Source organism: Streptococcus caballi DSM 19004 (assembly GCF_000379985.1).
Lineage (GTDB): Bacteria > Bacillota > Bacilli > Lactobacillales > Streptococcaceae > Streptococcus > Streptococcus caballi.
In genome coordinates this window covers 18,737-43,519 of sequence record NZ_KB904069.1, presented here as the reverse complement: position 1 = coordinate 43,519, position 24,783 = coordinate 18,737, and the positions used below count along the sequence as shown (strand labels likewise).

Here is a 24,783-nt window from a genome sequence, read left to right as displayed (position 1 = left end):
ACTGACTTTGGCGTGTTTAAATCTCAAAAAATTGGTAAAAATAAGGGCAGGCAAGCTTTTTTATTTTGGACAAATACCCTCTATTTTAGTAAACAGAGGCGATTTAAATTCTATAAACAGAAAAAGACAAACATCAATCGAGATGTTTGTCTTCATTCTGAAAGAGAACCTCACGGTTCTCTTTTACTTTTCGTCAATAACGAGTCTAACTTTTTTACCTTGGGTTGGAACCGAATAGACAATCGATCTTATCGCTGTGATGGTACGACCTTTTTTGCCGATAACACGACCGATGTCTTGAGCATCCAAGTCAAGATGATATTCTAAAAACTCAGGTGTGTCTTCAATTTTGATGGTAATCTTATCTGGTTGTGAAATCAAGGGTTTCACAATAGCGATAATCAGATTTTCAATGGTGTCCATAGGCTTCTTCTACTCTATTATTTTGAGAATTTTGATTCGTGGAATTTTTTCATAACACCTTCTTTTGAAAGGATGTTACGAACTGTGTCTGAAGGTTGTGCACCCTTAGACAACCAATCAAGAACGCGGTCTTCTTTAAGTGTCACTTGGTTTTCAGCAACAAGTGGGTTGTATGTTCCAACAGTTTCGATGAAACGTCCATCACGTGGTGCACGTGAATCTGCTACGTTAATACGATAAAAAGGTTTTTTCTTAGAACCCATACGAGTTAAACGGATTTTTACTGCCATTTTTAAAATATCTCATTTCTATTTTAATATTCTTTGTGTTCAATAGCAGAGCTACCAAACTACTCTAACTATTATAACATACTTTTTTATGCTGTCAAGAAAAAAACTTGACATAAGTTCAATTAGTTTTCTAAATCTATGACACCGTAATGAAATTTTTGATTGGGTCTGATGATGCGTCTAAAACCAAAATCTTCAAAGACAGTGTCTCGAAAATGCGCTTTAATAATGATTTTCTTTCTGGCCACGCGCTTAGCTTCCCTCAACCATTGATTAGAAACAGGGCTATAATTTGCCACTGGTCTTAATCCAGAGAGATTATTAGATTCATTTATTTGCTCAGAAAACATAGGATCACAATAAATAATATCATAAGCTTGATCGCTCTGGTTTTTTAGATAAGTCAAACTATCTATACAAAGTGTCCTAATCCTTTTCATGGCCGCATCCAGCGCAGCATTGCCAGACTCAAAAGTCTGCAAGCCCTGTGACACGATCAAATGAATCAACTGTTGACTCTCCAGACCAGTCACTTGGTGTTCAGCGTAGCTCATAACAAGACTATCACTAGCTAGACCAAGCGTTGTATCCAAAATGGTCAGAGATTCCCTTCCAATCAGTTCTACAAGTGGATCATGCTTACTCTTGATACGTAACATAGCCGTGTCGGGATGAAAAGCTAACTGACTGCCATCACGATGATGAAATATCAAGTTCTTATCGTAGACCAAGAGCACCCCGTCATAAATTTTCAAAAAATAGCCGAGCGAACGCTTCTGCCGTTCTCTGTAAGGAACATTTAGCTTTTCTGCAAAGTCTTTTGCTCGCTGAACTAGCTGCGCAGATTGTCCCAAACTCGTCGTAATCATGTAAGTCATAAGTCTATTATAACAAAAAACCGCACCAAGGGCGGTCTCAACTTATTTAAATAATAATTTACCACCATAAATCCAGAAATAACTGTAAACAATGATGGAAAGCGGCTTGCAAAGCAAAATGATAATAAAAAATTTTCGAAAACTCATCCGACCTAGCCCTGTAATCATAACCAGAACATCAGCTGGTGAAACGGGAGAAATCATATTTAGGATAAAAAATTTTTCATAGGTAGGCGTCAGTAATTTTCTTTCGTAGCGATCAAAGGCCTGTTCATTGATGAAAAGAAGGATGAACATTTTACCAAAATGCCTGCTCAGCAAAAATAAAATAACACTTCCTAGCAAAATCCCCAGATAATTTAGAACAAATCCCCAGAAAGGTCCGAAAGCCATAAAACCAACAATCGTCGTTACTCCACCAGGAATGATGGGGATAACAACTTGAATAACCTGAAGGGCAAAGAAAAGCAGACTTCCTAGTAGCATTTGCTTTTCCAAAGCCTGAGCCAGGGCATCTGGATTTTGTAGAATCCCAAGACCTTTGACTAGGTAAATGAGAAGAGATAATGTGATGAGGACAGAAAAAATGCTCAAGTATTTAAAAAACTGTTGCCAAGCACGATACATGCTCATCACCACCCCTTCTTTTATTCATAACGTAGAGCTTCAATTGGATCTAGCTTGCTAGCCTTATTAGCTGGTAAAAGTCCAAAAACAATACCGACAAAGGCTGAGAAGACCAGACTGATTAATACAACTTGGACTGATACTTCCGGAATAATTTGTTGTTCTTTAAGAATCGGTGTCAGTGCACTGACAGCCAAATAAGCCAAACCTAAACCAATTAATCCACCCAGAATAGTCAACACAACCGATTCTATCAAAAATTGACTGAGAATTTTTCCGCGAGTTGCCCCAAGTGCTTTGCGAAGGCCAATTTCTCTCGTTCGTTCTGTTACCGAAACCAGCATGATATTCATAACACCGATACCACCAACCAGCAAAGAAATAGCTGCAATGACACCAAATGCTAACGTATACATGGAGGCTATTTGGTTAGCCTGTTCAATAATCGCATCCATGTTGTAATTTTCATAGAAACCGTCTTTGGTACCAGACAGGCGAGTTAGTTCTTGCCCAACAGCCTTACCAATTTTATTAGCTTGACTAACATCGTTAATGTGGAAATAGATTTGGTCAACTTCCTTAGCACCAAATTCACTAGCCACTTGAGAATTAGTCATGATGGCATTGCCACCAGAAACCATGCCGTAGGCAGAGCTCCCAGCATTGGGATCTTTATATACACCCACAACCAAATAACTTTTACCAGATAGCGCAACTACCTTATTTAAAGCTGCTTGACTCCTGCCAAAAAGTTTCTTAGCTAGATCACTTTCCAACATGATAATTCGTGAAAACTGACTGTAATCAGATGCCTCAAACGAACGCCCAGCTATAATTTTGAATTTTTTGATAGCAAGATAAGTTCTATTAATTCCTGTTATATTAACACCTTTAACTTTTTTCTTACCATAAGAAACTTCTGATGTTGTGCTATTAGTAATGTAGTAACCTGAGACACCCTCAGTATCCTTGGCCGCCTTTTCAACCCAGGCTTCTTGAAGTATTGGGGCTTTGCTACTACTATCTTCCTCATAATAATAGTTGGGATTCTCCTCAGCTTTCTTGTCAGCTGCCGTTTTAAAATAGACGTTTAAATTTTTCTGCTCTTTATTGATCTGATCCGAAATTCCATTTTTCAACCCTTGACCAAGAGCCATGATGAGAACCACCGATGCTACACCGATAATGATTCCTAGCATTGTCAAGAAGGAACGCATTTTATGTCCCATAATGGAATTAAGGGCAAATTTCCAATTTTCCATCGCTTTTCTCCTTAATCAATTCGGACACTGTCAGTTGTATCAGCCGTGACTTCACCATCACGAATAACAATTTTCCGTGTAGCATAGTTAGCGATCTCTGGCTCGTGTGTAACCATAATAATGGTCTTACCTTCCTTGTTGAGTTCTGTTAGCAAAGTCATGATCTGCTGACCAGTTTTGGTGTCAAGGGCACCGGTTGGCTCATCTGCTAAAATGATAGAAGGATTATTAACCAAGGCTCGCGCGATTGCCACACGCTGCTTTTGTCCACCAGACAATTCAGATGGTAAATGTTTGATGCGCTCGCCAAGTTCAACTTTTTCCAAGTACTGCTTAGCAAGCTGACGACGTTTGGAAACACCAACTCCCGCATAAATCAATGGTAGTTCAACATTTTGTAAAGCATTAAGTTTAGATAGCAGAAAAAACTGCTGAAAGACAAAACCAATCTCTTCATTACGCACCTGAGCTAGCTTTTTACCACTTAATTCTTCAACTTGAGTACCGTTGAGACGATAATCTCCTGATGTTGGCCTATCTAGCAGGCCAATGATATTCATGAGAGTTGATTTACCCGAACCAGACGGTCCCATAATAGCTAGAAATTCCCCTTCACGTACTGTCAAATCAATTCCCTTGAGAACTCGTAATTCCTGATCCCCATTTTGGTAAGTTTTGACAATATCATTTAATTGAATTAAAACTTTTTCTTCATGAGCCACTACTTATTCTCCTTAGTCTTCTTCGTTGAAGTCGTATCTGCTGATTGGATATCTTCAAGTTTTTGACCATTTTTGAAATTTTTATCTGGATTCTTGATGACAATTTGCCCTACGGTCAATCCTGTTAAGATTTCTTGTGATTTAGCATCAGCACTACCAACAGTCACTTCGTTTTTCTTGATTTTACCTGTGCTATCATCATAAAGCCAAACATAATATTTCTTATCTTCTTTAACAACCGCAGAGGTTGGCACTAAAGCATGCTTAACATCATTAACTACCTCAACTGAAACTGAAAATCCTTGTTTCAAATTATCAATCGGACTAGTAATGTCAACCTTATAATCATAGTTGGCTGAAGACGAGGATGAACTAGATGAACTTTGCTCAGCTGCTGACTGGGCATCCTTAGGATAATTAGAAATATAAGAAATTGTCCCTGTCCATTCCCTGTCAGGATAAACTTTTGATTTAATTTTGACAGCTTGACCAACCTTAACATTAGCTAAATCGTATTCTGTTAAACTGCCATGAACTTGAAGTTGTCCTTCACTCGCCACATGAACCAAAGTTTGACTTGTTTTTGAAGAGGGGTCAACATTATTATTGGTTTCAACCACCGTTCCAGACACATCACTGACAACAACGGTTTGATTGAGAGCTGCTTGAGCCTTGTCAACCTCTGCTTGAGCATCGGAATAAGAATCATTTAAATCCTGCAACTGTTGGTTATAACTAGCATTTTGCTGAGCCGATGGTGCAACCGTCGTTGTACTAGTTTCACCTGTCTCCTCATCTGTCGAAGAAGTGGTTGTCGGAAGGTTACCATAAGTTTTGAGATAGGTGATTTGACGTCCAACCTTATTAAGATTTCTGACAGCTGTATCATAAGCTGCTTGCGCAGTCGTTGTATCATACTGTACTAATTGTTGACCAGCAGTCACCTGATCTCCAACTGAAACCGTTACCCTAGCACTCGTCCCCTTGCTGCTATCAAAATAAACATATTGTTCAGACAAGGCCTTGACTGAGCCTGATAAAAGTGTTGAAGAAGCTATGGTTCCTTCGCTAACATTAACAGACTGATAAGGCTCCTCACTAACCTTGACTTGACTGCTATTTTTTTGTTGCAACCATAAAACTGCAGCAATTAAAACAACTCCAGCAGTAGCTACACCAACTACGATTCCTTTGCTTTTCTTTGACCACTTTGCTTTTTTTCCTCTAGCCATAGAATATCTCCTATTTTGTATTATTTATATAAGACAAGTATAAAATATTTTTAATAGCTTGTCAAAAGTTTTATGTACTTTTCAATTTCATTATACTGAATAAATAGTCTCACAACCTTACAGTTTTGTAAGATAAAAAATGACAAGACTTTAAGACTCGTCTTACACTGGTTAAATAGCAACTCTATAATTCTATAGTGGGTAAAATTCCTATCAGCAGTTAAATGATTAAGTATAACTGCCAGAAGGCATCACCTATTCCATTCCTTAGCATCCTAGACTTCCCTAGTTTTCTAAGGATCAATAAGCAGCGCTTTCAGTCCAAAGCATGTAAGAAAATGATTGTTTATGAGACGGATCTTGGCAATAAAAACTGCCAGATTTCCGACTTCGTCCGCCAAAAGGTTGCTGACCTCTTGACTGACAAGATCGCTCTGACAGAGATTACTCAGAAACTACGCATTTCCACATCCACTGTCTACCGAAAACTTGACCTATTCAGCTTCAAAGAAAGCTATGAAAAGCTCCTGAAGTCATGACTTGGGATGAGTCCAGCTTTCAAAAAGGGCAGCCTGCCTTCATTGGAAACAGTTTCTTCAAGGTAGCCGAACACTCAGTGATACCCTGCTTTACAACCCAACCTTGCGTACTTATCTCTATAAAGAAGGTTGTCAAACTAATCAAGATTTTATCACCAGAATTAGCCGACTTTTACGATTTTTATCAGCCCCTGCTCTACCACTTTCAAGAGGAAAGTAACCAGCTTTTCCTCAAACTGATTCATGACCTCAAAAATACTGTCAACATATTATTTTCAATGTTTTTAAGACCCTTGACAAATATAAATGATACATTACAGATGCCTTAGCATTAGACTCTTCAAATACCAAGCTTGAGGCTACAACAAGCTCATCAAATATATCAAAAGTCAAGCTTTGGCTACCGCAATTTTTCTAACTTCAAGAAACGAATTTTCTTCATCTTGAACGTCAATCAAACCCATAACAAAAAGAGAACCAAATGGTTCTCTCCATAAGACATCTTTTCATCACCGACTACAGTTGACAAAGAGGCAATTAATCAAGATCAGCTTGAATCTGTCTGTATTTTTTAATGATCAGCCAGCTTTTTTCTAGCCGTTTTACTTATTACCTACACTGATACGGTTGAGGGCACGTCGGAGCGCAACTTGTGCTCGACGGACTTCATCGATATCGTGCGTTGTTTGACCATGTTCAAGTTCGCGTTCAGCACGCAACTTGGCACGTTCAGCACGACTGACATCAATATCGCGTTCGCGCTCAGCTGAATCAGCAACGATAGTGATAAAATTGTCTTTCATTTCAAGAATACCACCATTAATAGCAACCCAATCCACATGACTATCATCATCAATACGACGAATCTTCATCTCGTGAACAGTTAAAGGGGCAATGATGTTGATGTGATCTGGTAAAATTCCCATTTCACCATCTGGAGTCTTGACTGAAATGAAATTAGCATGGTGATCATAACGAACACCATCTGGTGTGACTACCTGAACGGTCATATATGTCATAGTACCACCTCATTAGTAGTTCATTGATTTTGCTTTTTCAATAACGTCATCAATACCGCCGACCATACGGAAGGCATCTTCTGGAAGATCATCGTGTTTACCTTCCAAGATTTCCTTGAAGCCACGGACTGTTTCTTCAACTGAAACGTATGAACCAGGTTGACCTGTAAAGGTTTCAGCAACGTTGAAGTTTTGTGACAAGAAGAATTGGATACGACGCGCACGTCCAACCAAGGTCTTTTCTTCATCTGACAATTCATCCATACCCAGAATAGCAATGATATCCTGCAATTCACGGTAACGTTGAAGCACATGTTGAACTTCTGTAGCAACGGCATAATGCTCTTCCCCGACAATTTCAGGAGCAAGGGCACGTGAGCTTGAAGCAAGAGGATCAACAGCTGGATAGATACCCATTTGTGTCAATTTACGTTCCAAGTTAGTTGTTGAATCCAAGTGAGCAAAGGCTGTAGCTGGCGCTGGGTCAGTATAGTCATCGGCTGGCACATAGATAGCTTGAATAGATGTAACAGAACCTTTCTTGGTTGACGTGATACGTTCTTGCAATTGTCCCATTTCAGTGGCAAGGGTTGGTTGGTAACCAACAGCAGATGGCATACGACCAAGTAGCGCCGATACTTCAGAACCTGCTTGTGTGAAACGGAAGATGTTATCGATGAAGAGAAGCACGTCTTGCCCTTCAACATCACGGAAGTATTCGGCAATGGTCAAACCAGTAAGGGCAACACGCATACGTGCTCCAGGTGGTTCATTCATTTGACCAAAGACCATAGCTGTTTTTTCAATAACGCCAGATTCTTTCATTTCCCAGTAAAGGTCATTACCTTCACGTGTACGTTCCCCAACACCGGTAAATACTGAGATACCACCGTGTTCTTGGGCAATATTGTGAATCAATTCTTGGATAAGAACGGTTTTTCCAACACCGGCACCACCGAAAAGTCCAACTTTACCACCTTTGAGGTAAGGGGCAAGAAGGTCAATAACTTTGATACCTGTTTCAAGGATTTCTGATGATGTTGATAATTCATCAAAAGCTGGTGCTTTTTTGTGAATGGGCTGACGCTCTGCATCTTCTGCAAAAGGTTGGTCAAGGTCGATAGTGTCACCAAGAACGTTGAAAACACGACCTAGAGTTTCCTTACCAACTGGCACACTAATAGCTCTACCAGTATCGAAAACTTCCAATCCACGTGTAAGCCCATCTGTTGATTCCATAGCGATGGTACGCACAAGTCCGTCACCGAGTTCAAGAGCAACTTCGAGAACGATCTTTTGCGCTTTATCGCCGTTTTTATAAACAATCAATGCATTATTAATCTCAGGAAGTTTGTCGCCTGCTGCAAAAGCAACGTCAACGACTGGTCCGACTACCTGAGCAATTTTGCCTGAGCTCATGTATTTCTCCTTTTTAAGATATAAGACCTTGAGGAAGGCAGCATTATTAGATTGAACACTTCTTCCAGGTCAAATTCATTTTTTCTTTATCTAGTTTTTACTAGAATTATTCAAGCGCATTTGCACCTGCAACGATTTCCGTAATTTCTTGTGTGATAGCTGCCTGACGCGCACGGTTATACTGGATAGTTAAATCACTGATAACATTTTTAGCATTGTCAGTAGCTGTCTGCATTGCTGTCATACCGGCAGCATGTTCAGCTGTCTTAGCGTCAATAATAGCGCCGTAAATCAAGCTTTCAGTGTATTGAGGCAATAATTGATCCAAAATCAAATCACGATTTGGTTCTAATTCAAAGTCCTTAACACCTTCTTTTGCTGCCTCACCTGCATCCAAATCAGAGATAGGAAGCATTTGCTGCATACGTACTTGACTAGTCAAGCTATTGACATGATGATTGTAACACACATAAAGTTCATCAAAAAGTTCGTTTTTGTACATTTCAACCGATTGTGAAATGATACGACCAACTTGCTCAAATGATGGCTGATCTTCCAAACCACGCAATTCAAAAGCAACGTTCATTCCACGCGCCTTGAAAAAATCAGATCCCACACTACCAATAGAAATGATTGCATAGCCTGTTTGTCCTTCTACATGATAATCATGGATGGTGTCCATCATGGCTTTCAAAATCTTTGAATTGTAACCGCCAACTAATCCTTTATCTGACGTAATCACGATGTAACCAGTCTTCTTAACTGGACGTGCTGCCAACATTGGATTGCTTGAACCTGTAGTCAACTCTGATTTCAAAAGATCTGTTGTGATTTGACGAATCTTAGACGCATAAACTTGGAAATCCCTTGCGGCTTGCTCAGACTTTGTCAACTTTGACGCTGACACCATTTGCATGGCACCAGTGATGTGACTTGTTTTCTGAGTTGAAACAATTTTACTTTTAATTTCACTAAGTGAGCCTGCCATAAGTCAATCCTCCTTTATTCAAATTGTGATTGATCTTTGAAGGCTTGAATGGCTGCGTCTAAAACAGATGCTTCTGGAAGATCTTTAGTCGTACGAATTGTTTCAAAAATATCTTCGTAATGAGCATCGAAGTAATCATAAAGTGCTTCTTCAAATGCCAAGATATCATTAACAGGAACACTGTCCAAGAAACCATGCGTCAAAGCGTAAAGAATGACAACTTGTTTTTCAACTGGCAATGGTTTATGAAGTGGTTGTTTCAACACTTCGACCGTACGACGTCCACGATTAAGTTTAGCTTGTGTTGCGGCATCCAAATCAGAACCGAATTGGGTAAAGGCTTCAAGTTCACGGTAAGAAGCCAAGTCAAGACGAAGGGTACCAGCAACTTTCTTCATTGCTTTAATTTGTGCAGAACCACCAACCCGTGATACTGAAGAACCAGCATCAATCGCAGGGCGAATACCTGAGTTGAAAAGATTTTCTTGCAAGAAGATTTGTCCGTCAGTGATAGAAATCACGTTTGTTGCGATGTAAGCTGAAATATCACCAGCTTGTGTTTCAATAAATGGAAGGGCTGTGATAGAACCACCACCAAGCGCATCAGAAACTTTAGCTGAACGTTCAAGCAAACGTGAGTGAAGGTAGAAAACGTCACCTGGGTAGGCTTCACGACCTGGTGGACGACGAAGAAGCAATGACAATTCACGGTAAGCTACCGCTTGTTTTGATAAATCATCATAAACAATCAAAACGTGTTTGCCATTATACATAAATTCTTCGGCCATAGCCACACCAGCATAAGGTGCAATATAGAGCAATGGAGAAGGTTGTGAAGCTGAGGCTGTCACAACGATTGTGTAATCAAGAGCTCCGTACTTACGAAGAGTTTCAACTTGTGTACGAACAGTTGATTCTTTTTGACCAATTGCTACGTAGATACAAATCATATCTTGGCCTTTTTGGTTAAGGATTGCATCGATAGCAACCGATGTTTTACCAGTTTGACGGTCACCGATAATCAATTCACGTTGACCACGTCCAATTGGAACCAAGGCATCAATAGCCTTAATTCCAGTTTGAAGTGGTTCAGAAACTGACTTACGTTGCATGACACCTGGTGCAGGAGTCTCAACAGGACGAGTCGCTGTTGTAACAATGTCACCAAGACCATCAACAGGTTGTCCAAGCGGATTTACAACACGTCCGATAAGAGCTTCACCGACTGGCACTTCCATGATTTTACCAGTACGCTTAACTTCATCACCCTCACGAATTTCGGAGAAATCTCCAAGAATAATGATACCAACATCATTTGATTCCAAGTTTTGCGCCATACCGTAGGCACCATTTGAAAATTCAAGAAGTTCACCACTCATGGCATTATCAAGTCCACGGGCACGCGCGATACCATCACCGATATAAGTGACAACACCAGTTTCTGTGACGTCAAAATTTGGCTGGAAGTTTTCAATTTGCTTTTTAATTAAAGCGCTAATTTCTTGTGCATTAATTGCCAAAAGTCACACCACTTTCTATTTAAAATTCATTTTTAATTGACGTAATTGACTGCTAATACTTGTGTCAATTACTTTATTATTAACGCTGATAACAAATCCTCCAATAAGAGAATCATCAATCGTTTCAACGAGATGGCCTGCCTTAACAGCAAACTTTTCAGCTACAAGGGTCAAAATACGATTCTTTTGCGCGTCAGATAAAGCAACAGCTGTTCTGACATAAATATCGTGTTGATTGGTTGCCGCTACAAAACCAGACTGTACTGATTTCAAAATAGCCAACAAGTAAGCTTCTCGTTCGTTTTGTAAAATTACCTCAAGAAAATTGTTCAGATAGGCTGAACTAGACTCTTGAAGTAACCTAACAAGCTTCACTTTTTCTTCATGTGAAATGGCAAGACTTGATAAGCTATTATCAAGCTCGGTTGTTTCAAAAATACTAAGTAAGGAAGCTACTTCAGATTGAATTTGAGTAACCTTGTCATTTTCGACAGCAACTTCTACCAAACTTTTTGAATATTGCTCAACAAGAGCCTGTGTCTTTTTATCCATTAAGCATCTCCTAATTCATCAAGATAACGATCAATGAGAGTGCTTTGAGCCTCTTTATCAAGATTAGCTGTCATGATTTTTTCAGCCAAAAGAACTGTTAAATCAGCGACTTCACCTTTCACACTTGATAGTGCCTCAGCCTTATTTTGGGCAATATCTTGGTTAGCTTTAGCTTTGAGACGGCTTACTTCGTTTTTAGCATCAGCAAGAATTTGCTCACGTTTAGCTGTTCCGATTTCTTTGGCATCGTCAATGATTTGGCCAGCTTCATCTTTAGCCTGTGATAATTCGACTTCACGTTTTTGAGCTAAACTTTCAGCTTTTTGACGTGCAGCTTCTGCACCGTCAATGTCATTGGCAATCTTTTCTTCACGTGCCTTAAAAATTCCTGTAATTTGCTCCCAAGCAAAAATTTTCACAAGAACAAGCAAGAGAAGAAATGAGCCTGTCACGATAATAATATTACCAAGACTTGTACTATTAATTAAAGTTTCCATCAGTTCTCCTTTCTTATTCTTCTTCGTTGTTTACTTTTTTACCGATGTATGTTGATGACAACATAACAAAGACATAGGCTTGAATGGCTGAAATGAATGCTGAGAAAGCCGTCCATAACATATTCAATGCGAAGGCAATCGGTGCAGTAAAAACACTGTAATGCGCAAACTGTACTAGTAGACCTAGTACGATTTCACCGGCATAAATATTCCCGTACAAACGCAAAGTTAAAGAAATAACGTTTGTAAATTCTTCCAAAATATTCATAGGTAACATAACTGACGTTGGTGAAACGTATTCTTTCAAATACTCTTTAAGACCACTCTTACGAATACCTTCAAAATGAACGATGACAGCAATAATCATCGCTAAACCAAAATTATATGCGGCATTAGATGTCGGTGAAGTCCAAAAATTATAGCCACCAAACTCAAGCTTGGTTACCAAACCGATATTGTTTGCAATTAGCAAGAAGAAGAATAGACTGAATGATAGAAGACTGTAATTACTTGTGTATTTGCCAAGATTTGGTCTGATAATCCCTTGAACAAATTCAAAAATCCACTCCAAAACATTTTGCTTACCCTTTGGTTTCAATGTCATATTACGACTAGCCCAAAAGATAATCAAAAAGGTCAACAGTACAGTCAAGAGAGACATGGCAAGAATAGTCAAATCAAATTCGATTCCTAAGAAATGCGTTGTTGGATTTACAGATGTTTCCAACTTTATCCCTCCTTCTTAAACTAGATAAAACTAGAACTCTTCCTTATTTAACAAAGAATGTTGAAGCAAGAAGAACGAAGAAAGTACCTTCAATAAAGGCAACACCCATAATCATAAGTGTTTGAAGTTTGCTGTACATTTCAGGCTGACGTGCAGCTGATTTGGCAATGTTTGAAACAAGATAACCTTCTGCAAGGCTTACACCTAAAACAGCAATACCGAGTGCTAAAATAGCTAAATTCATGATAGAATTCTCCTTTTAAAAAAATTTACTTTGTTATTTTAGTCCTATTTTCAAAGATTGTCAATAAATTTCATGACTTTGGCAACCTTTTCTTAAACCATTCTTAACCTTTGTTTAGTTTTGATTTAATAAGCTTTCTAGCTTACTTGTAACGTTCGCTTTTTGCTAAAAGAAAAAGCCTCGAAACACGAATTACTCTTCGTTTTCAAGACTTTTTCAGAAAATTAATTAAACTAATTTAGTCTTATTTTTTCAAGTTCCAGATTTCTTCGGCATATTGTGTGATGGTATCATCAGACGTAAATTTATCTGAATTAGCAATATTCATCAAGCTCATGCGCGACCATTTAGCTTTACCACGGTAGAGGGCATCAATACGTTCTTGAGCTTCAACGTAAGATGTGAAATCTTCAAGCAAGAAGTATTCATCATTATGAGTGATAAGAGCTTCATAGATTTCCATCCCTTCACCTTGACAATTTGGAATAGTCCCATTAACAAAGGTATCAATAACACGATGAATAACTGGATTGTTTTCGTAAACACCGCGTGAATAGTAATCATGGCGTGCATAATGATCGTAAACTTCGTCTTTATTCATACCAAAGATAACCACATTGTCGTCACCAACCTCATCCTTGATTTCGATATTAGCTCCATCAAGAGTTGCCAATGTGATGGCACCCGTCATCATGAATTTCATGTTTGATGTTCCTGATGCCTCTTTTGAAGCCAATGAAATTTGTTCAGAAACGTTGGCAGCTGGGATAATTAATTCAGCAAGACTGACATTGTAGTTTTCAAGGAAGATTACTTTGAGTTTACCTTGAAGACTGTCATCATTGTTAATTAGACTAGCCAATTCATTGATAACCTTGATAACCGACTTAGCAAAGCGATAACCTGGCGCAGCTTTTGCCCCAAAGATAAAGACGCGTGGCACCATGTCTTTGTCTGGATCATCTTTAAGATCCCAGTATAGTTTGATGATGTGGAGAACATTAAGCAATTGGCGTTTGTAAGCATGGAGACGTTTGACTTGTACATCAAAGATAGCTTCAGTTGACACTTCAACACCAGTTGTGTCTTTGATATAGGCTGCCAACTTGGCTTTGGCATCTTGCTTGACTTGATAGAAAGTATCTTGCACGGCTGCATCGTCCACAAAATCATTGAGTTTTCTCAATTCATGGATATCTTTGCGCCAGCCATTACCAATAGTCCTATCCAAGGCAGCTGATAATTCCGGTGCAGCAATTTGTGTCCAGCGACGTTGCACAATACCATTTGTCTTGTTATTGAATTTTTCAGGGTACAGTGTATAGAAGTCATGCAGAGTATCTTCCTTAAGAAGTTCTGTATGAAGTTTGGCAACACCATTGACAGAGTGTCCACCGATAATAGACAAATTAGCCATGTGAATCTGCCCATTTTTAACGATACGTGTATTTTCAATGACTTGTGTATCTACCCCTTTTTGTGCCATTTCTACGACAAAACGGTTGTCAATTTCAAGTACGATTTGGTAAACACGTGGAAGCACTTGTTTGAAGAGGTTAGCATCCCATTTTTCAAGGGCCTCAGACAAGATGGTGTGATTGGTATAAGACATAGTCTTGACAGTAGCTTGCCAAGCAATATCCCATTCAAGACCGTATTCATCAACCAGGAGACGCATAAATTCTGCTGGTGCAACCGCAGGGTGAGTATCATTGATGTGAACAGATACTTTTTCATGGATATTTTCAAGTGGTAAACCTTGTTTGAGGTATGACTTGATAATGGTTTGAAGACCTGCACTTGTCATGAAGTATTCTTGAACAAGACGTAATTGCTTACCTTCATAGCTAGTATCATCTGGGTAAAGAATAGCGGTAATGTCTTGAACGCGACGACGATCTTCGAGTGCTGGATAGTTCAATTCATACTCTTCTGGAATTTCAACATCCCAAAGACGTAAGTTGTTAATGATGTCATTTTCAAAACCAATTTGCGGAACGTCGTAAGGCACAGCGCGAAGAACTTGTGCACCATCATAAACAGGTACAAGTTTACCTTCTTCATTAGCTTGCAGGTAAACATTACCAAATAATTTGACATCAACGACATCATGGTCCTTACGTACTTCCCAGACATTCCCCATTGACCCAAACCATGAATCTGGTAATTCAACTTGATATCCATCAACGATGCGTTGTTTGAAGAGACCGTATTTGTAGCGAAGCCCATTACCAAAACCTGGGTAACCAGTAGTCGCAAGTGAGTCCATAAAGGCAGCTGCTAAACGGCCCAGACCGCCATTACCTAGAGCCATGTCATGCTCAGCAACCTTAACGTCATTGAAATCAATACCAAGTTCTGCAAAACCTTCTTTTACTGTTTCAAGAATACCTAAGTTAAGGAGGTTGGTTTCAAGCATCCGACCTGGCAAAAATTCAATTGAGAAATAATAGGCGATTTTTTCTTGATTCTCAGAAAGTCTATTATTACGATCAATCCATGTACTGGTGTAGTATTTACGAACCAGCTTAGCCAAAGTAGTAAAAAGTTCAGAAGCTGTTGCTTTTGGAACTTTGATCAATTGTTCTTCATGAAGTGTGTCTTTGAAATCGCGGATAAATTGTTCTTTTGTGAGTTGCATGATTTTCCTTTCAACTGAAACTACTTAAATAGCCATTATTCGAAAAAGGGGAAACTCAGTAAAGCACCCATAGGACACTTTCAAAGTTTCCCACCCTAAAGGAAAGGCTAATTAAATCAATTCCTTACCGAGTCAATAAGCATCATTGAGTTTAGTAAGTTTTAAAGTTCTTTGTAGAGGCGCTCGTAAGCTAGACTGGCTGTATCCCAAGAGAAGTCAGTCGTCATGGCATTGTGTTGTAACGCACGCCAGTCTTCTTTGTGATTATAGTACACATCAAGTGCGAAGCCAAGGGTGTTATTCAACCAATAACCAGAAAAATTATTGAAAGTAAAGCCTGTACCTGTTTTGTCATAGCGATTGTAAGGAATTACCGTGTCACGAAGGCCACCGACTTCATGAACCAATGGAAGCGTTCCATAACGCATCGCCATCATTTGTGAAAGCCCGCATGGTTCAAAGGCTGATGGCATGAGGAAGAGGTCACAAGCAGCATAAATTTGTTGAGCCAGTTCCAAATCAAAAGTGATATTAGCAGATAATTTTTCAGGATAATTACGTCCAAACCAAGCAAAGGCATTTTCATAGTCAGCATACCCTGTTCCCAGAACAACGATTTGCAAGTCGTTTTGCAAAATATTGTTCAATTCATTGACAACCAAGTCAAATCCCTTCTGGTCTGTCAAGCGTGATACGATACCAATCAATGGCACATCATCACGGACTGGTAAACCAACACGTTCTTGAAGCGCAGCCTTATCTTTAGCCTTACCTGTCAAATCGTCAGCTGAGAAATGCGCAACTAAGTGCGGATCTGTCTCTGGATTGAGCAAATCAGTATCAATACCATTGACGATACCTGATAACTTGCCTGATTCCATGCGCATAATTTGATCAAGTCCCTTACCAAATTCGGGAGTTTTGATTTCTTCTGCATAAGATGGCGAAACAGTCGTTACGCGGTCGGCATAAAGTACCGCAGCTTTCATCCAGTTGAGGCAATCATTCCAACGCAAAGTTCCATCAGCATAGCGTTCAAATCCTACACCAAATAAATCCCAAAGCATTCCTGGATCGAATTGACCCTGAAATTCAATATTATGAATAGTAAAGACGGTTTTAATGTTCTTGTAGGCATTAATCCAATGATATTTTTCTTTGAGCAAGAAAGGAATCATTCCGGTATGATAGTCATGCACATGAAGCACATCTGGAACAAAATCAACTTTTTCCATCAACTCAAGCGCAGCCAGTTGGAAGAAGGCAAAGCGTTCACCATCATCCCAGTCCCCGTAAACATGACCACGGAAGAAATAATCGTGATTGTCAATGAAGTAGAAAATCACACCATCACGAACAATACGTTTAACACCAACGTAAGCATGACGCCAACCGAGATCAGTGTAGAAATACATAACGTCTTCAACTTGATCACTGAATTTCGCATCAACGACATCATAATATGGAAGCACAACAGCGACTTCGTTACCGTTCTTAACAAGGGATTTAGGCAATGCCCCTATGACATCGCCTAAACCGCCTGTTTTGGCAAAAGGTGCACCTTCTGCCGCAACAAACATAATTTTCATCGAATCACATCCTCAACAACTTCGGTATCTTTAGCAATAACGATTGGATTTTCTTGGGTCCCACGAATGGTAACGCCAGGAGCAATTTTTACCAATTTATCAACAATAGCATTTTCAACGACAGCACCTTCACCAACAACTACTTTAGGGAAAATGACACTGTTAACAACTTTTGAATTTTCTTTAACGCGACAGTTACGTGAAACGATTGAGTGCTCAACAGTTCCTTTGATAATGCTACCGGATGCGAATTGCGCATTCTTAACAGTTGATTCATTAGCGAAATAAGTTGATTCTTCATTCTTAACTTTAGTGTAAACTTTTTGGTTTGAATAAAGTAATGAATAGAATTTTTGTGGGTCAAGCATATCCATGTTGGCATCATAGTATGATTTGATAGATGAAATATTTGCAAGATAACCAGTATATTCAAAGGCAAGAGCTTGCGCAGACACTGTCAAATCTTGAAGAAGATAGCGAAGTTTACGTGGCGCCTCTTTTTCAGCTTCTGCTTCCATTTGTTCAATCAACCAAGGGGTATTGACAATATAGATACCAGCTGACATTTTTTCAGTCTCTTCAGCATTGGCTTCTACCTTATGACCAACAACTGTATCAGAATCATCAATTTCAAGAATATCATTGACAGAAGATACAGCTTCTTTAGGCATCTTCTTATAAACCACTGTCAGATTACGCTTATTAGCATTATGTAGATGAATAACTTGTGCCAAATCGATATTGCAAAGGATATCACAAGACATATAAATAGTCTGGTCAGACCCTGAGCGTTTAAGATAAGTCAAAATTTGATCGTAGTAATCTTTATCCGCCGTTGAGCTGTCAATACTTGCATTATAAAATCCGAGGAAATAGTGGCTGAGCAAGGTATTTAGTCCCCATTCACGTCCTGATCGAATATGGTCAAAGATAGAACGGACATTTTGTCCACGGAATATACCATAAACACTACGCACGCCAGCATTGGCAAGGTTTGACAATTGGAAGTCAATAAGACGATATTTACCATCAAAAGGTAAGCTCGCCAAAGGACGTGTGTCTGTTAATCCTTCCATTTCATGAAAGCCAATTGTGCTCCCTAGGATTGCAGAATATTTATCAATCTTCATTTGGTACCCCCACTACTTCATTATAACCAACAACTTGCACTTCTTCTGTACCATCGATGACAACACCTTCACCAATTTTTGCACCTTCACCAACAATAGCACGTGTAATCTTGGCACCCTCACCGATGACAGCTCCACTCATGATAAAGGAATCTTTAATTTCTGCTCCTTCTTTAACTTGAACATTAGTAGAAAGGATAGAGTGACTTACTTTACCAGAAACAAAGCATCCGTCAACAACAAGTGAATCCTTAACGTCTGCCTTTTCAGTAATAAAGTTTGGTGGAGCAATCAAGTTTTTAGAGTAGATCTTCCATGAACGATCACGGCTGTGAAGTTCATTGTCTTCGCCAATGTACTCCATGTTTGCTTCCCAGAGTGATTGGATGGTACCAACGTCTTTCCAGTAGCCTTTGAAATTGTAGGTGTAAACACGTTCACCAGATTCAAGATAAGCTGGAATAACATTGTTACCAAAGTCAGACATATCAATATTATTCTTTTCAGCATCAACAAGCATGGTGCGCAGGCGTTGCCAATCAAAGATATAAATCCCCATTGAAGCCTTAGTTGATTTTGGATGTTCTGGTTTTTCTTCAAACTCAACGATACGGTCATTTGAGTCTGTATTCATGATACCGAAACGACTTGCTTCTTTAAGCGGCACATCAATAACAGCAACTGTCAAGCTTGCCATATTATCTTTGTGTGTTTGGAGCATATCATCATAGTCCATCTTATAGATATGGTCTCCTGACAAGATGAGAACATATTCTGGATTGATGCTGTCAATATAATCAATATTTTGGTAGATAGCATGACTGGTACCTTGGAACCAACGGTTCCCTTCAGTCGCTGAATACGGCTGAAGAATTGTAGCTCCAGAATTGATACCATCAAGTCCCCAAGACGAACCATTTCCGATATGGCTGTTGAGTGCTAGTGGTTGGTATTGCGTGATGACGCCGACATTGTTAATACCAGAGTTTGCACAGTTTGATAGCGCAAAGTCAATAATACGATAACGACCACCAAATTGAACAGCTGGTTTTGCAATGCTTTGAGTCAATTTTCCAAGACGAGTCCCTTGTCCTCCTGCGAGGATAAGAGCTAACATTTCATTCTTCATGTAGTTTTCCTTCCTAAAGGGTCATTTTTTTAAGCGACGTTTGATTTTCCAAATACTTGCTCCAAGTGCTGGCAATGTAAAAGAGAGAGTATGTTGATAATCTTTCCACAAGCCAGGTTTGGTTCTGGTAACAGGATTATTTTCTTTCCAAACACCTCCATATTCTTCTAGTTCTGTGTTTAGCACCTCTTCATAAACACCTGCGAATGGTACTCCAATTGTGAAGTCTTTTCTTTCAACAGGCGTCATATTGAAGACACAAATTAACATGTCACCTTTTCCACTCTTACGAATAAAGGACAGAACACTCTGAGCAGTGTTGTCAGCGTCAATAATCTCTAATCCACTGTAAGAATCATCAATTTGCCAGAGAGCCTTATGGTCTTTATAGAAAGCATTGAGATGACTAGTGAAACCTTGCATTTGCAAATTCATCCTATCATCAAGATTGCCCCACTCTAGCTCATGGTCAAACTTCCATTCTAGGAATTGACCAAATTCAGAACCCATGAACAGAAGCTTCTTACCCGGATGACAAATCTGATAAGTATAGAGATTACGAAGGCCGGCAAACTGATTATAGCGATCGCCCCACATCTTATGCATCATACTCTTCTTTCCATGAACGACTTCATCATGTGAAAACGGCAGGATAAAGTTTTCATTAAAAAGATACATAAAACTAAAAGTGACTAAGTTAAAATCATACTTACGATAAATCGGGTCTTCTTCATAAAACTTGAGAATATCATTCATCCAACCCATATTCCACTTATAATCAAAGCCCAAACCGTCTTCTGAGATTGGTTTTGTGATTGGTGTAGAGGCTGTTGATTCTTCTGCAATCATCATAACATCTGGATGATAATGTTTAATAATGCCATTCAAGCGACGAAGGAAGTTATAGCCCTCAATGTTACGGTTTCCACCAAATTGATTTGGGGACCATGGACCTTCATCATAATCCAAATATAGCATATTACTTACGGCATCAACACGAATACCATCAATATGATAGTATTCAATCCAGAACAAAGCACTTGATAACATAAAGGATTGAACTTGGTTCTTACCTAGGTCAAAGTTGAGCGCTCCCCAACGATAATTGTGAGCCCGGTGATGGTCTTGATACTCATAAGTCGGTGTCCCATCAAAATAAGCAAGGGCATCATCATTTTGTGTAAAGTGACCAGGCACCCAGTCAACAATAACACCGATATTATTTTGATGACAAGATTCGACAAAATCTTGAAATTCTTCAGGTGTTCCGTAAGAATGTTCAAAAGCAAAGTAACCCATCAACTGATAACCCCAACTCATGCCTAAGGGGTGTGCCATTAGCGGCATAAACTCAACATGGGTGTAATTCATTTTAATCAAATAAGGAATCAATTCTTCCTTTAATTGGGCAAAGCTGTACGGTTTACCATTTTCATCTGTTTTCCAAGAACCAGCATGGACTTCATAGATATTAACTGGGCGTCTTTTGAAACCAAAACGCTTACGGCGCCCCATCCAAAGGCTATCTTTCCATTTTTTAGCTCGGAGGACTTTAACAACTGCTCCAGTCCCTGGACGTTTTTCTAGATAAACAGCCACAGGATCCATCTTTTCAACAACTTGCCCCCCCTTGCGTTTAACCAAGTACTTGTACAGTTGTCCTTCTTGAGGAAGTGTTGTAAAGACTTCCCACACGCCAGCTTCATTTTTTGTCATCTGAATTGGTTTCTCAGACCAATTACTGAAATCACCGATAAGATGAAGATCTTCCGCGTTTGGCGCCCACACACGAAAGACAAATCCCTCTTCGTTCCCGTTTTGTTCGCGATGAACACCAAAATAGTTCTGAATGTGAAAATTTTCCCCTATACCAAATGTATAGAGTTCACCCTTTTTATCCATAGCACCACCCTTTCTATCCATAAAACGATTTTATACTCTTTGAGTATAAAATTAATCTATCTAACAAATTAATTTTTTTGAATAAAGAAAAATAACCTGAGAAAACTTCTCAGATTATTTACTGATGTCAAAGACCGTTACAGTCAGATTATCAATATAAGACTCAGTGGAGTCCTTATTTTCGACCTGACTTCCATTTGTCACTATTATATCATTTGAAAAGAGATTTTGCAACCGTTTTCCTGATGCATTGAAAAATACTTTGTATTTTCTTTCGTCATCAACAATAAAGCTGACATAACCCGTACCGTTGATAGCAGTTTCCACAAAGACATGCTCTCTAACCTCCTCAAAGCTTGGATATGAAAAATAATCCGTTTTTGTTTTTAAAGCGATGATTTTTTTAACAAAATCAATAGTTGAACGATAGTAAGTGACATTTCGCCAATTGACTTGATTGACATTATCTGGCGCATTATAAGAATTCATAGCTCGCTCTTTATCTGCATAGGTCAACTCGCCACTATCGCCAGTCGGATAGAGTTTGGAACGCAAGAATTCTTGACCAATTTGCATGAAAGACATTCCTTGCATGAGTAGACTCATGGCTGTGGCTAGCTCTACGCGTTTGATGTGAGTTTCCTTATCATCCTTAGGATGCAATTCCAAGAGTAAATCATTCAAATTATAGTTATCATGGGCTTCAACATAATTAAGTACCTGGCAAGGTTTTAAGTAACCAACAATTTCATCACTACCTAAAATAGATTTGGCAACAATATCTTCGGTGGCTGCGCCAGACACAAAGCCTTTTTCAAAAGAACCATAAACTTCTGCTCCTTTGATGGCATTACGCTGATCATCATTGAAGAAACCAATACGTGGCATCTGATAGGCATTTTCTTTCTTGGCCTTTTGATCAGGTGACAAGCCGGTTCCCATATCCCAACCTTCGCCGTACATGAGAATATTTTTGTCAATCTTGTCCAACTCCGCTCGAATGAGATTCATGGTATCTATATCGTGTAATCCCATCAAATCAAAACGGAAACCATCAATATTGTATTCCTTAGTCCAATAGAGAATAGAATCTAACATGTACTTGCGGTACATTTCCTTCTCGCTGGCTGTTTCGTTACCACAACCTGAACCATCCTGAAAAGAACCATCTGCATTCATACGATAATAGTAATCTGGCACTGTCAATTGGAAGGCTGAATTCTGCGATGAGAAGGTGTGATTATAAACTACATCCATGATAACAGCGATACCTGCATCGTGATAAGCCTGAATGAGTGATTTTAATTCTAAAATGCGTGTCGCTGGCTCATCTGGATTGCTGGTGAAACTAGCTTCAGGAACATTAAAATTTTCTGGATCGTAACCCCAGTTGTACTTATACTCGCCATTAGCTTCAATAATTTGATGGTGGTCAAAAACAGGCTGTAACTGGATGTGGGTGATTCCTAACTCCTTAACATAGTCAAAGCCCGTCTTATCTCCAAACTGGTTGGTAGTTCCTTCTTCAAAAACTCCTTTAAAGCGACCTCGATTGGCTTCGCTTACACCGGACGTCGCGGACTTAGAAAAGTCACGCACATGCATTTCATAGATAACAGCTTGATTTGGATTATCCAAACGCCAAGAAGCATCTCTGCCATGCTTAACCTCAAAACCCACAGGTTTAAGATGTTCTGGTGCAATAACAATAGAACGCTTGCCATTAGCTGTTGTGGCAATAGAGTAGGGATCCCTTGTATCTCTAAAAGTCCTCTTACGATAATAAATACGATAGCGATAAGCTTGATAATTCAGATTTCCTTGAATTGTTTCAAACCAAACACCATGCGTATTTTGACTATGGTCATTCTCGTTTTTCTCATTACCACGTGCCATGGGAAAAACACGCGACACACTAGCTCTCTCTCCCGTCGAATCATAGAGGACAAGTTCCACTTTTTCAGCCGTTGGTGCCCAAAGTCGGAACTCGGTAAAGTCTTCTGTATACCGAAAACCTAGCCAGCCATCAAAGCCCCATTTTCTATCAAATGATTTACTATTAATCGCCATTTCAAAGGCGTGCGGCTGACGATGACCATAAGCGTGGCTACTGACCGCTGCTTGTCTAGAATAATAAAGTGTGTCATCCCCATCAACAATCCAAACCTCTGTTTTAGGAATGCCACTATTGCGATTAATGCGAAAATCAACAGTCTTGTGGGACCAATTGTGATTTTTGACAATGACAAAGACATGGCTTAAAAAGTAAGGTTCAGGATAGGTCAAGGTTGCTACAGCACCAAAGCTATCATAGCGAGAAAAGTAAGCGTCCTTCCCTAACTGTCCGTCACGCCACTGCCATAAGCTCAAATCAAAATATTTACCGTGTTTACTGTGATAATGGATAACAACAGTATTGTCCATCGGGTCTTATTCCTCCGCTTCCTGATCTAAATCTTCAACTTCATGAGTAAATTTATGGGCGATAGCTTCTAAAGCCAATTCTTCTGGATCCAAAACAAGGGCATCATCAGAAATTTCATCAGTATTAGCAAAGAAGGTAATATGATTCTTCAGATTTTTCAATTCAATCGGGGCATCGCCGCCATATTCTCCATCAAGGTTGATCATCATGCGTTTATCTGACAAAGGTTCAATTTTCATGTAGCTGGTTTTGATATACTCGACACGCCTGTCATTGATGTGCTTGCCACCGTTCAAAACCAGACGAATTAAATGTAAGATTTCAATCAAATTAGCTGTCTTGACAATAATCAAAGTGAACTTACCGTCATCTAATTTAGCATCGGGAGCAATCTGCTCAAAACCGCCCACTGAATTAGTGATAGCTGCAAATATCATAGAAGCATCACCTTCAAAGACACCATCATCATGTGTAATTCGCACTGGAACCTTACTAACTTGTGGCAATAGTTCTACACCTTTAGCTAAATAAGCCAGATAGCCAAATGTCGTTTTCAGTTGACTTGGCACACTGTAAGTCAATTCTGTAAAACTGCCTGCTGCCGCAATATTGATAAAATAGGTATCATCACGTGCCTGACCAATATCCATTTTTATCATTTGATTCTTACCAATAATCTTAGCAGCTTCCACAGGATTACCTCTAGGAATCTTAAGCGCACGGGCAAAATCATTAGTCGTTCCTGTTGGAATAATGGCCATCTTAGGACGTTTTGCTAGAGGCGCAATACCATTAACCACTTCATTAATAGTGCCGTCTCCACCTGCAGCAATGACGAGGTCAAAGCCTGCCTTTGCTGCCCGTTTGGCCTCATCTCTAGCAGAATTCGGCCAAGGTGTCGTCTGGAAAGCTGACGTTTCATAGCCATAGCTTTCCAAAATGTCCAAGACTTCTGCTACATTTTTTTTCATGATTTCTTGCCCAGAAGTTGGGTTGTAAATTAATCGAGCTTTTTTTTGTTTTGTCAT

Annotated in this window: 23 protein-coding genes; 1 reads left to right on the top strand and 22 read right to left on the bottom strand. The window is 39.4% G+C overall.

What is annotated here, in order from left to right; genetic code table 11:
- Window positions 1-183: 183 nt before the first annotated feature.
- The 7 genes from A3GS_RS0103505 to A3GS_RS0103475 form a co-directional block, all read right to left on the bottom strand.
- A complete protein-coding gene (locus tag A3GS_RS0103505; protein WP_018364038.1) occupies window positions 184-423 on the bottom strand; it encodes a KH domain-containing protein in 240 nt (79 codons plus the stop codon).
- A 17-nt stretch (window positions 424-440) separates the two neighbouring features.
- A complete protein-coding gene (gene rpsP / locus A3GS_RS0103500) occupies window positions 441-713 on the bottom strand; it encodes a 30S ribosomal protein S16 (RefSeq protein ID WP_018364037.1) in 273 nt (90 codons plus the stop codon).
- Between the two features lie 122 nt (window positions 714-835).
- Window positions 836-1,591: a class I SAM-dependent methyltransferase gene (locus A3GS_RS0103495; RefSeq protein WP_026216254.1), complete on the bottom strand. Its 756-nt coding sequence runs from the start codon at window positions 1,589-1,591 to the stop codon at window positions 836-838.
- A gap of 42 nt (window positions 1,592-1,633) precedes the next feature.
- Entirely contained in the window at window positions 1,634-2,224 is a 591-nt protein-coding gene (locus tag A3GS_RS0103490; RefSeq protein ID WP_018364035.1) for a TVP38/TMEM64 family protein, read from the bottom strand.
- 14 nt (window positions 2,225-2,238) lie between these two features.
- Window positions 2,239-3,480 carry an ABC transporter permease gene (locus A3GS_RS0103485; RefSeq protein ID WP_018364034.1) on the bottom strand — a complete coding sequence of 414 codons (1,242 nt, stop codon included), beginning with the start codon at window positions 3,478-3,480 and terminating at the stop codon, window positions 2,239-2,241.
- An 11-nt stretch (window positions 3,481-3,491) separates the two neighbouring features.
- Complete coding sequence (locus A3GS_RS0103480) at window positions 3,492-4,202, bottom strand: ABC transporter ATP-binding protein (protein ID WP_018364033.1); 711 nt, start codon at window positions 4,200-4,202, stop codon at window positions 3,492-3,494.
- A complete protein-coding gene (locus tag A3GS_RS0103475; RefSeq protein ID WP_018364032.1) occupies window positions 4,202-5,434 on the bottom strand; it encodes an efflux RND transporter periplasmic adaptor subunit in 1,233 nt (410 codons plus the stop codon). The genes A3GS_RS0103480 and A3GS_RS0103475 overlap by 1 nt, the downstream gene beginning before the upstream one ends.
- 338 nt (window positions 5,435-5,772) lie before the next feature.
- Between A3GS_RS0103475 and A3GS_RS12870 the strand changes: the two genes are divergently transcribed.
- The gene (locus A3GS_RS12870; RefSeq protein ID WP_018364031.1) at window positions 5,773-5,973 is read left to right on the top strand and encodes a transposase; all 201 of its coding nucleotides are present in this window, start codon (window positions 5,773-5,775) and stop codon (window positions 5,971-5,973) included.
- Window positions 5,974-6,575: 602 nt separating this feature from the next.
- Here A3GS_RS12870 and A3GS_RS0103465 read toward each other — a convergent pair.
- From A3GS_RS0103465 to A3GS_RS0103395, 15 genes are all read right to left on the bottom strand, one after another.
- Window positions 6,576-6,992 carry a F0F1 ATP synthase subunit epsilon gene (locus A3GS_RS0103465; RefSeq protein ID WP_018364030.1) on the bottom strand — a complete coding sequence of 139 codons (417 nt, stop codon included), beginning with the start codon at window positions 6,990-6,992 and terminating at the stop codon, window positions 6,576-6,578.
- A gap of 12 nt (window positions 6,993-7,004) precedes the next feature.
- Window positions 7,005-8,411 carry a F0F1 ATP synthase subunit beta gene (gene atpD, locus A3GS_RS0103460; protein ID WP_018364029.1) on the bottom strand — a complete coding sequence of 469 codons (1,407 nt, stop codon included), beginning with the start codon at window positions 8,409-8,411 and terminating at the stop codon, window positions 7,005-7,007.
- 106 nt (window positions 8,412-8,517) lie between these two features.
- Window positions 8,518-9,399 (bottom strand): F0F1 ATP synthase subunit gamma, encoded by an 882-nt coding sequence (locus A3GS_RS0103455; protein ID WP_018364028.1) that lies wholly within the window; start codon window positions 9,397-9,399, stop codon window positions 8,518-8,520.
- A 14-nt stretch (window positions 9,400-9,413) separates the two neighbouring features.
- On the bottom strand, window positions 9,414-10,919 hold the full coding sequence (atpA, locus tag A3GS_RS0103450; protein WP_018364027.1) for a F0F1 ATP synthase subunit alpha: 1,506 nt from the start codon (window positions 10,917-10,919) through the stop codon (window positions 9,414-9,416).
- 15 nt (window positions 10,920-10,934) lie between these two features.
- A complete protein-coding gene (locus tag A3GS_RS0103445) occupies window positions 10,935-11,471 on the bottom strand; it encodes a F0F1 ATP synthase subunit delta (protein WP_018364026.1) in 537 nt (178 codons plus the stop codon).
- Window positions 11,471-11,968 (bottom strand): F0F1 ATP synthase subunit B, encoded by a 498-nt coding sequence (gene atpF, locus A3GS_RS0103440; protein WP_018364025.1) that lies wholly within the window; start codon window positions 11,966-11,968, stop codon window positions 11,471-11,473. The genes A3GS_RS0103445 and atpF overlap by 1 nt, the downstream gene beginning before the upstream one ends.
- Window positions 11,969-11,981: 13 nt before the next feature.
- On the bottom strand, window positions 11,982-12,695 hold the full coding sequence (gene atpB / locus A3GS_RS0103435; protein WP_018364024.1) for a F0F1 ATP synthase subunit A: 714 nt from the start codon (window positions 12,693-12,695) through the stop codon (window positions 11,982-11,984).
- Between the two features lie 43 nt (window positions 12,696-12,738).
- Window positions 12,739-12,942 carry a F0F1 ATP synthase subunit C gene (locus A3GS_RS0103430; protein WP_205617698.1) on the bottom strand — a complete coding sequence of 68 codons (204 nt, stop codon included), beginning with the start codon at window positions 12,940-12,942 and terminating at the stop codon, window positions 12,739-12,741.
- A gap of 241 nt (window positions 12,943-13,183) precedes the next feature.
- Window positions 13,184-15,580 (bottom strand): glycogen/starch/alpha-glucan phosphorylase, encoded by a 2,397-nt coding sequence (locus A3GS_RS0103425; protein ID WP_018364022.1) that lies wholly within the window; start codon window positions 15,578-15,580, stop codon window positions 13,184-13,186.
- A 161-nt stretch (window positions 15,581-15,741) separates the two neighbouring features.
- Window positions 15,742-17,169: a glycogen synthase GlgA gene (gene glgA / locus A3GS_RS0103420; protein WP_018364021.1), complete on the bottom strand. Its 1,428-nt coding sequence runs from the start codon at window positions 17,167-17,169 to the stop codon at window positions 15,742-15,744.
- Window positions 17,166-18,299, bottom strand: coding sequence for a glucose-1-phosphate adenylyltransferase subunit GlgD (gene glgD / locus A3GS_RS0103415; protein WP_018364020.1), 1,134 nt, complete (start codon window positions 18,297-18,299; stop codon window positions 17,166-17,168). The genes glgA and glgD overlap by 4 nt, the downstream gene beginning before the upstream one ends.
- A complete protein-coding gene (locus tag A3GS_RS0103410) occupies window positions 18,289-19,428 on the bottom strand; it encodes a glucose-1-phosphate adenylyltransferase (protein WP_018364019.1) in 1,140 nt (379 codons plus the stop codon). Before A3GS_RS0103410 ends, glgD begins: the two co-directional genes overlap by 11 nt.
- Window positions 19,429-19,449: 21 nt before the next feature.
- Entirely contained in the window at window positions 19,450-21,330 is a 1,881-nt protein-coding gene (glgB, locus tag A3GS_RS0103405; RefSeq protein WP_026216253.1) for a 1,4-alpha-glucan branching protein GlgB, read from the bottom strand.
- A gap of 114 nt (window positions 21,331-21,444) precedes the next feature.
- On the bottom strand, window positions 21,445-23,754 hold the full coding sequence (pulA, locus tag A3GS_RS0103400; protein ID WP_018364017.1) for a type I pullulanase: 2,310 nt from the start codon (window positions 23,752-23,754) through the stop codon (window positions 21,445-21,447).
- Between the two features lie 6 nt (window positions 23,755-23,760).
- Window positions 23,761-24,783, bottom strand: a complete 1,023-nt coding sequence (locus tag A3GS_RS0103395) for a diacylglycerol kinase (protein WP_018364016.1) — start codon at window positions 24,781-24,783, stop codon at window positions 23,761-23,763.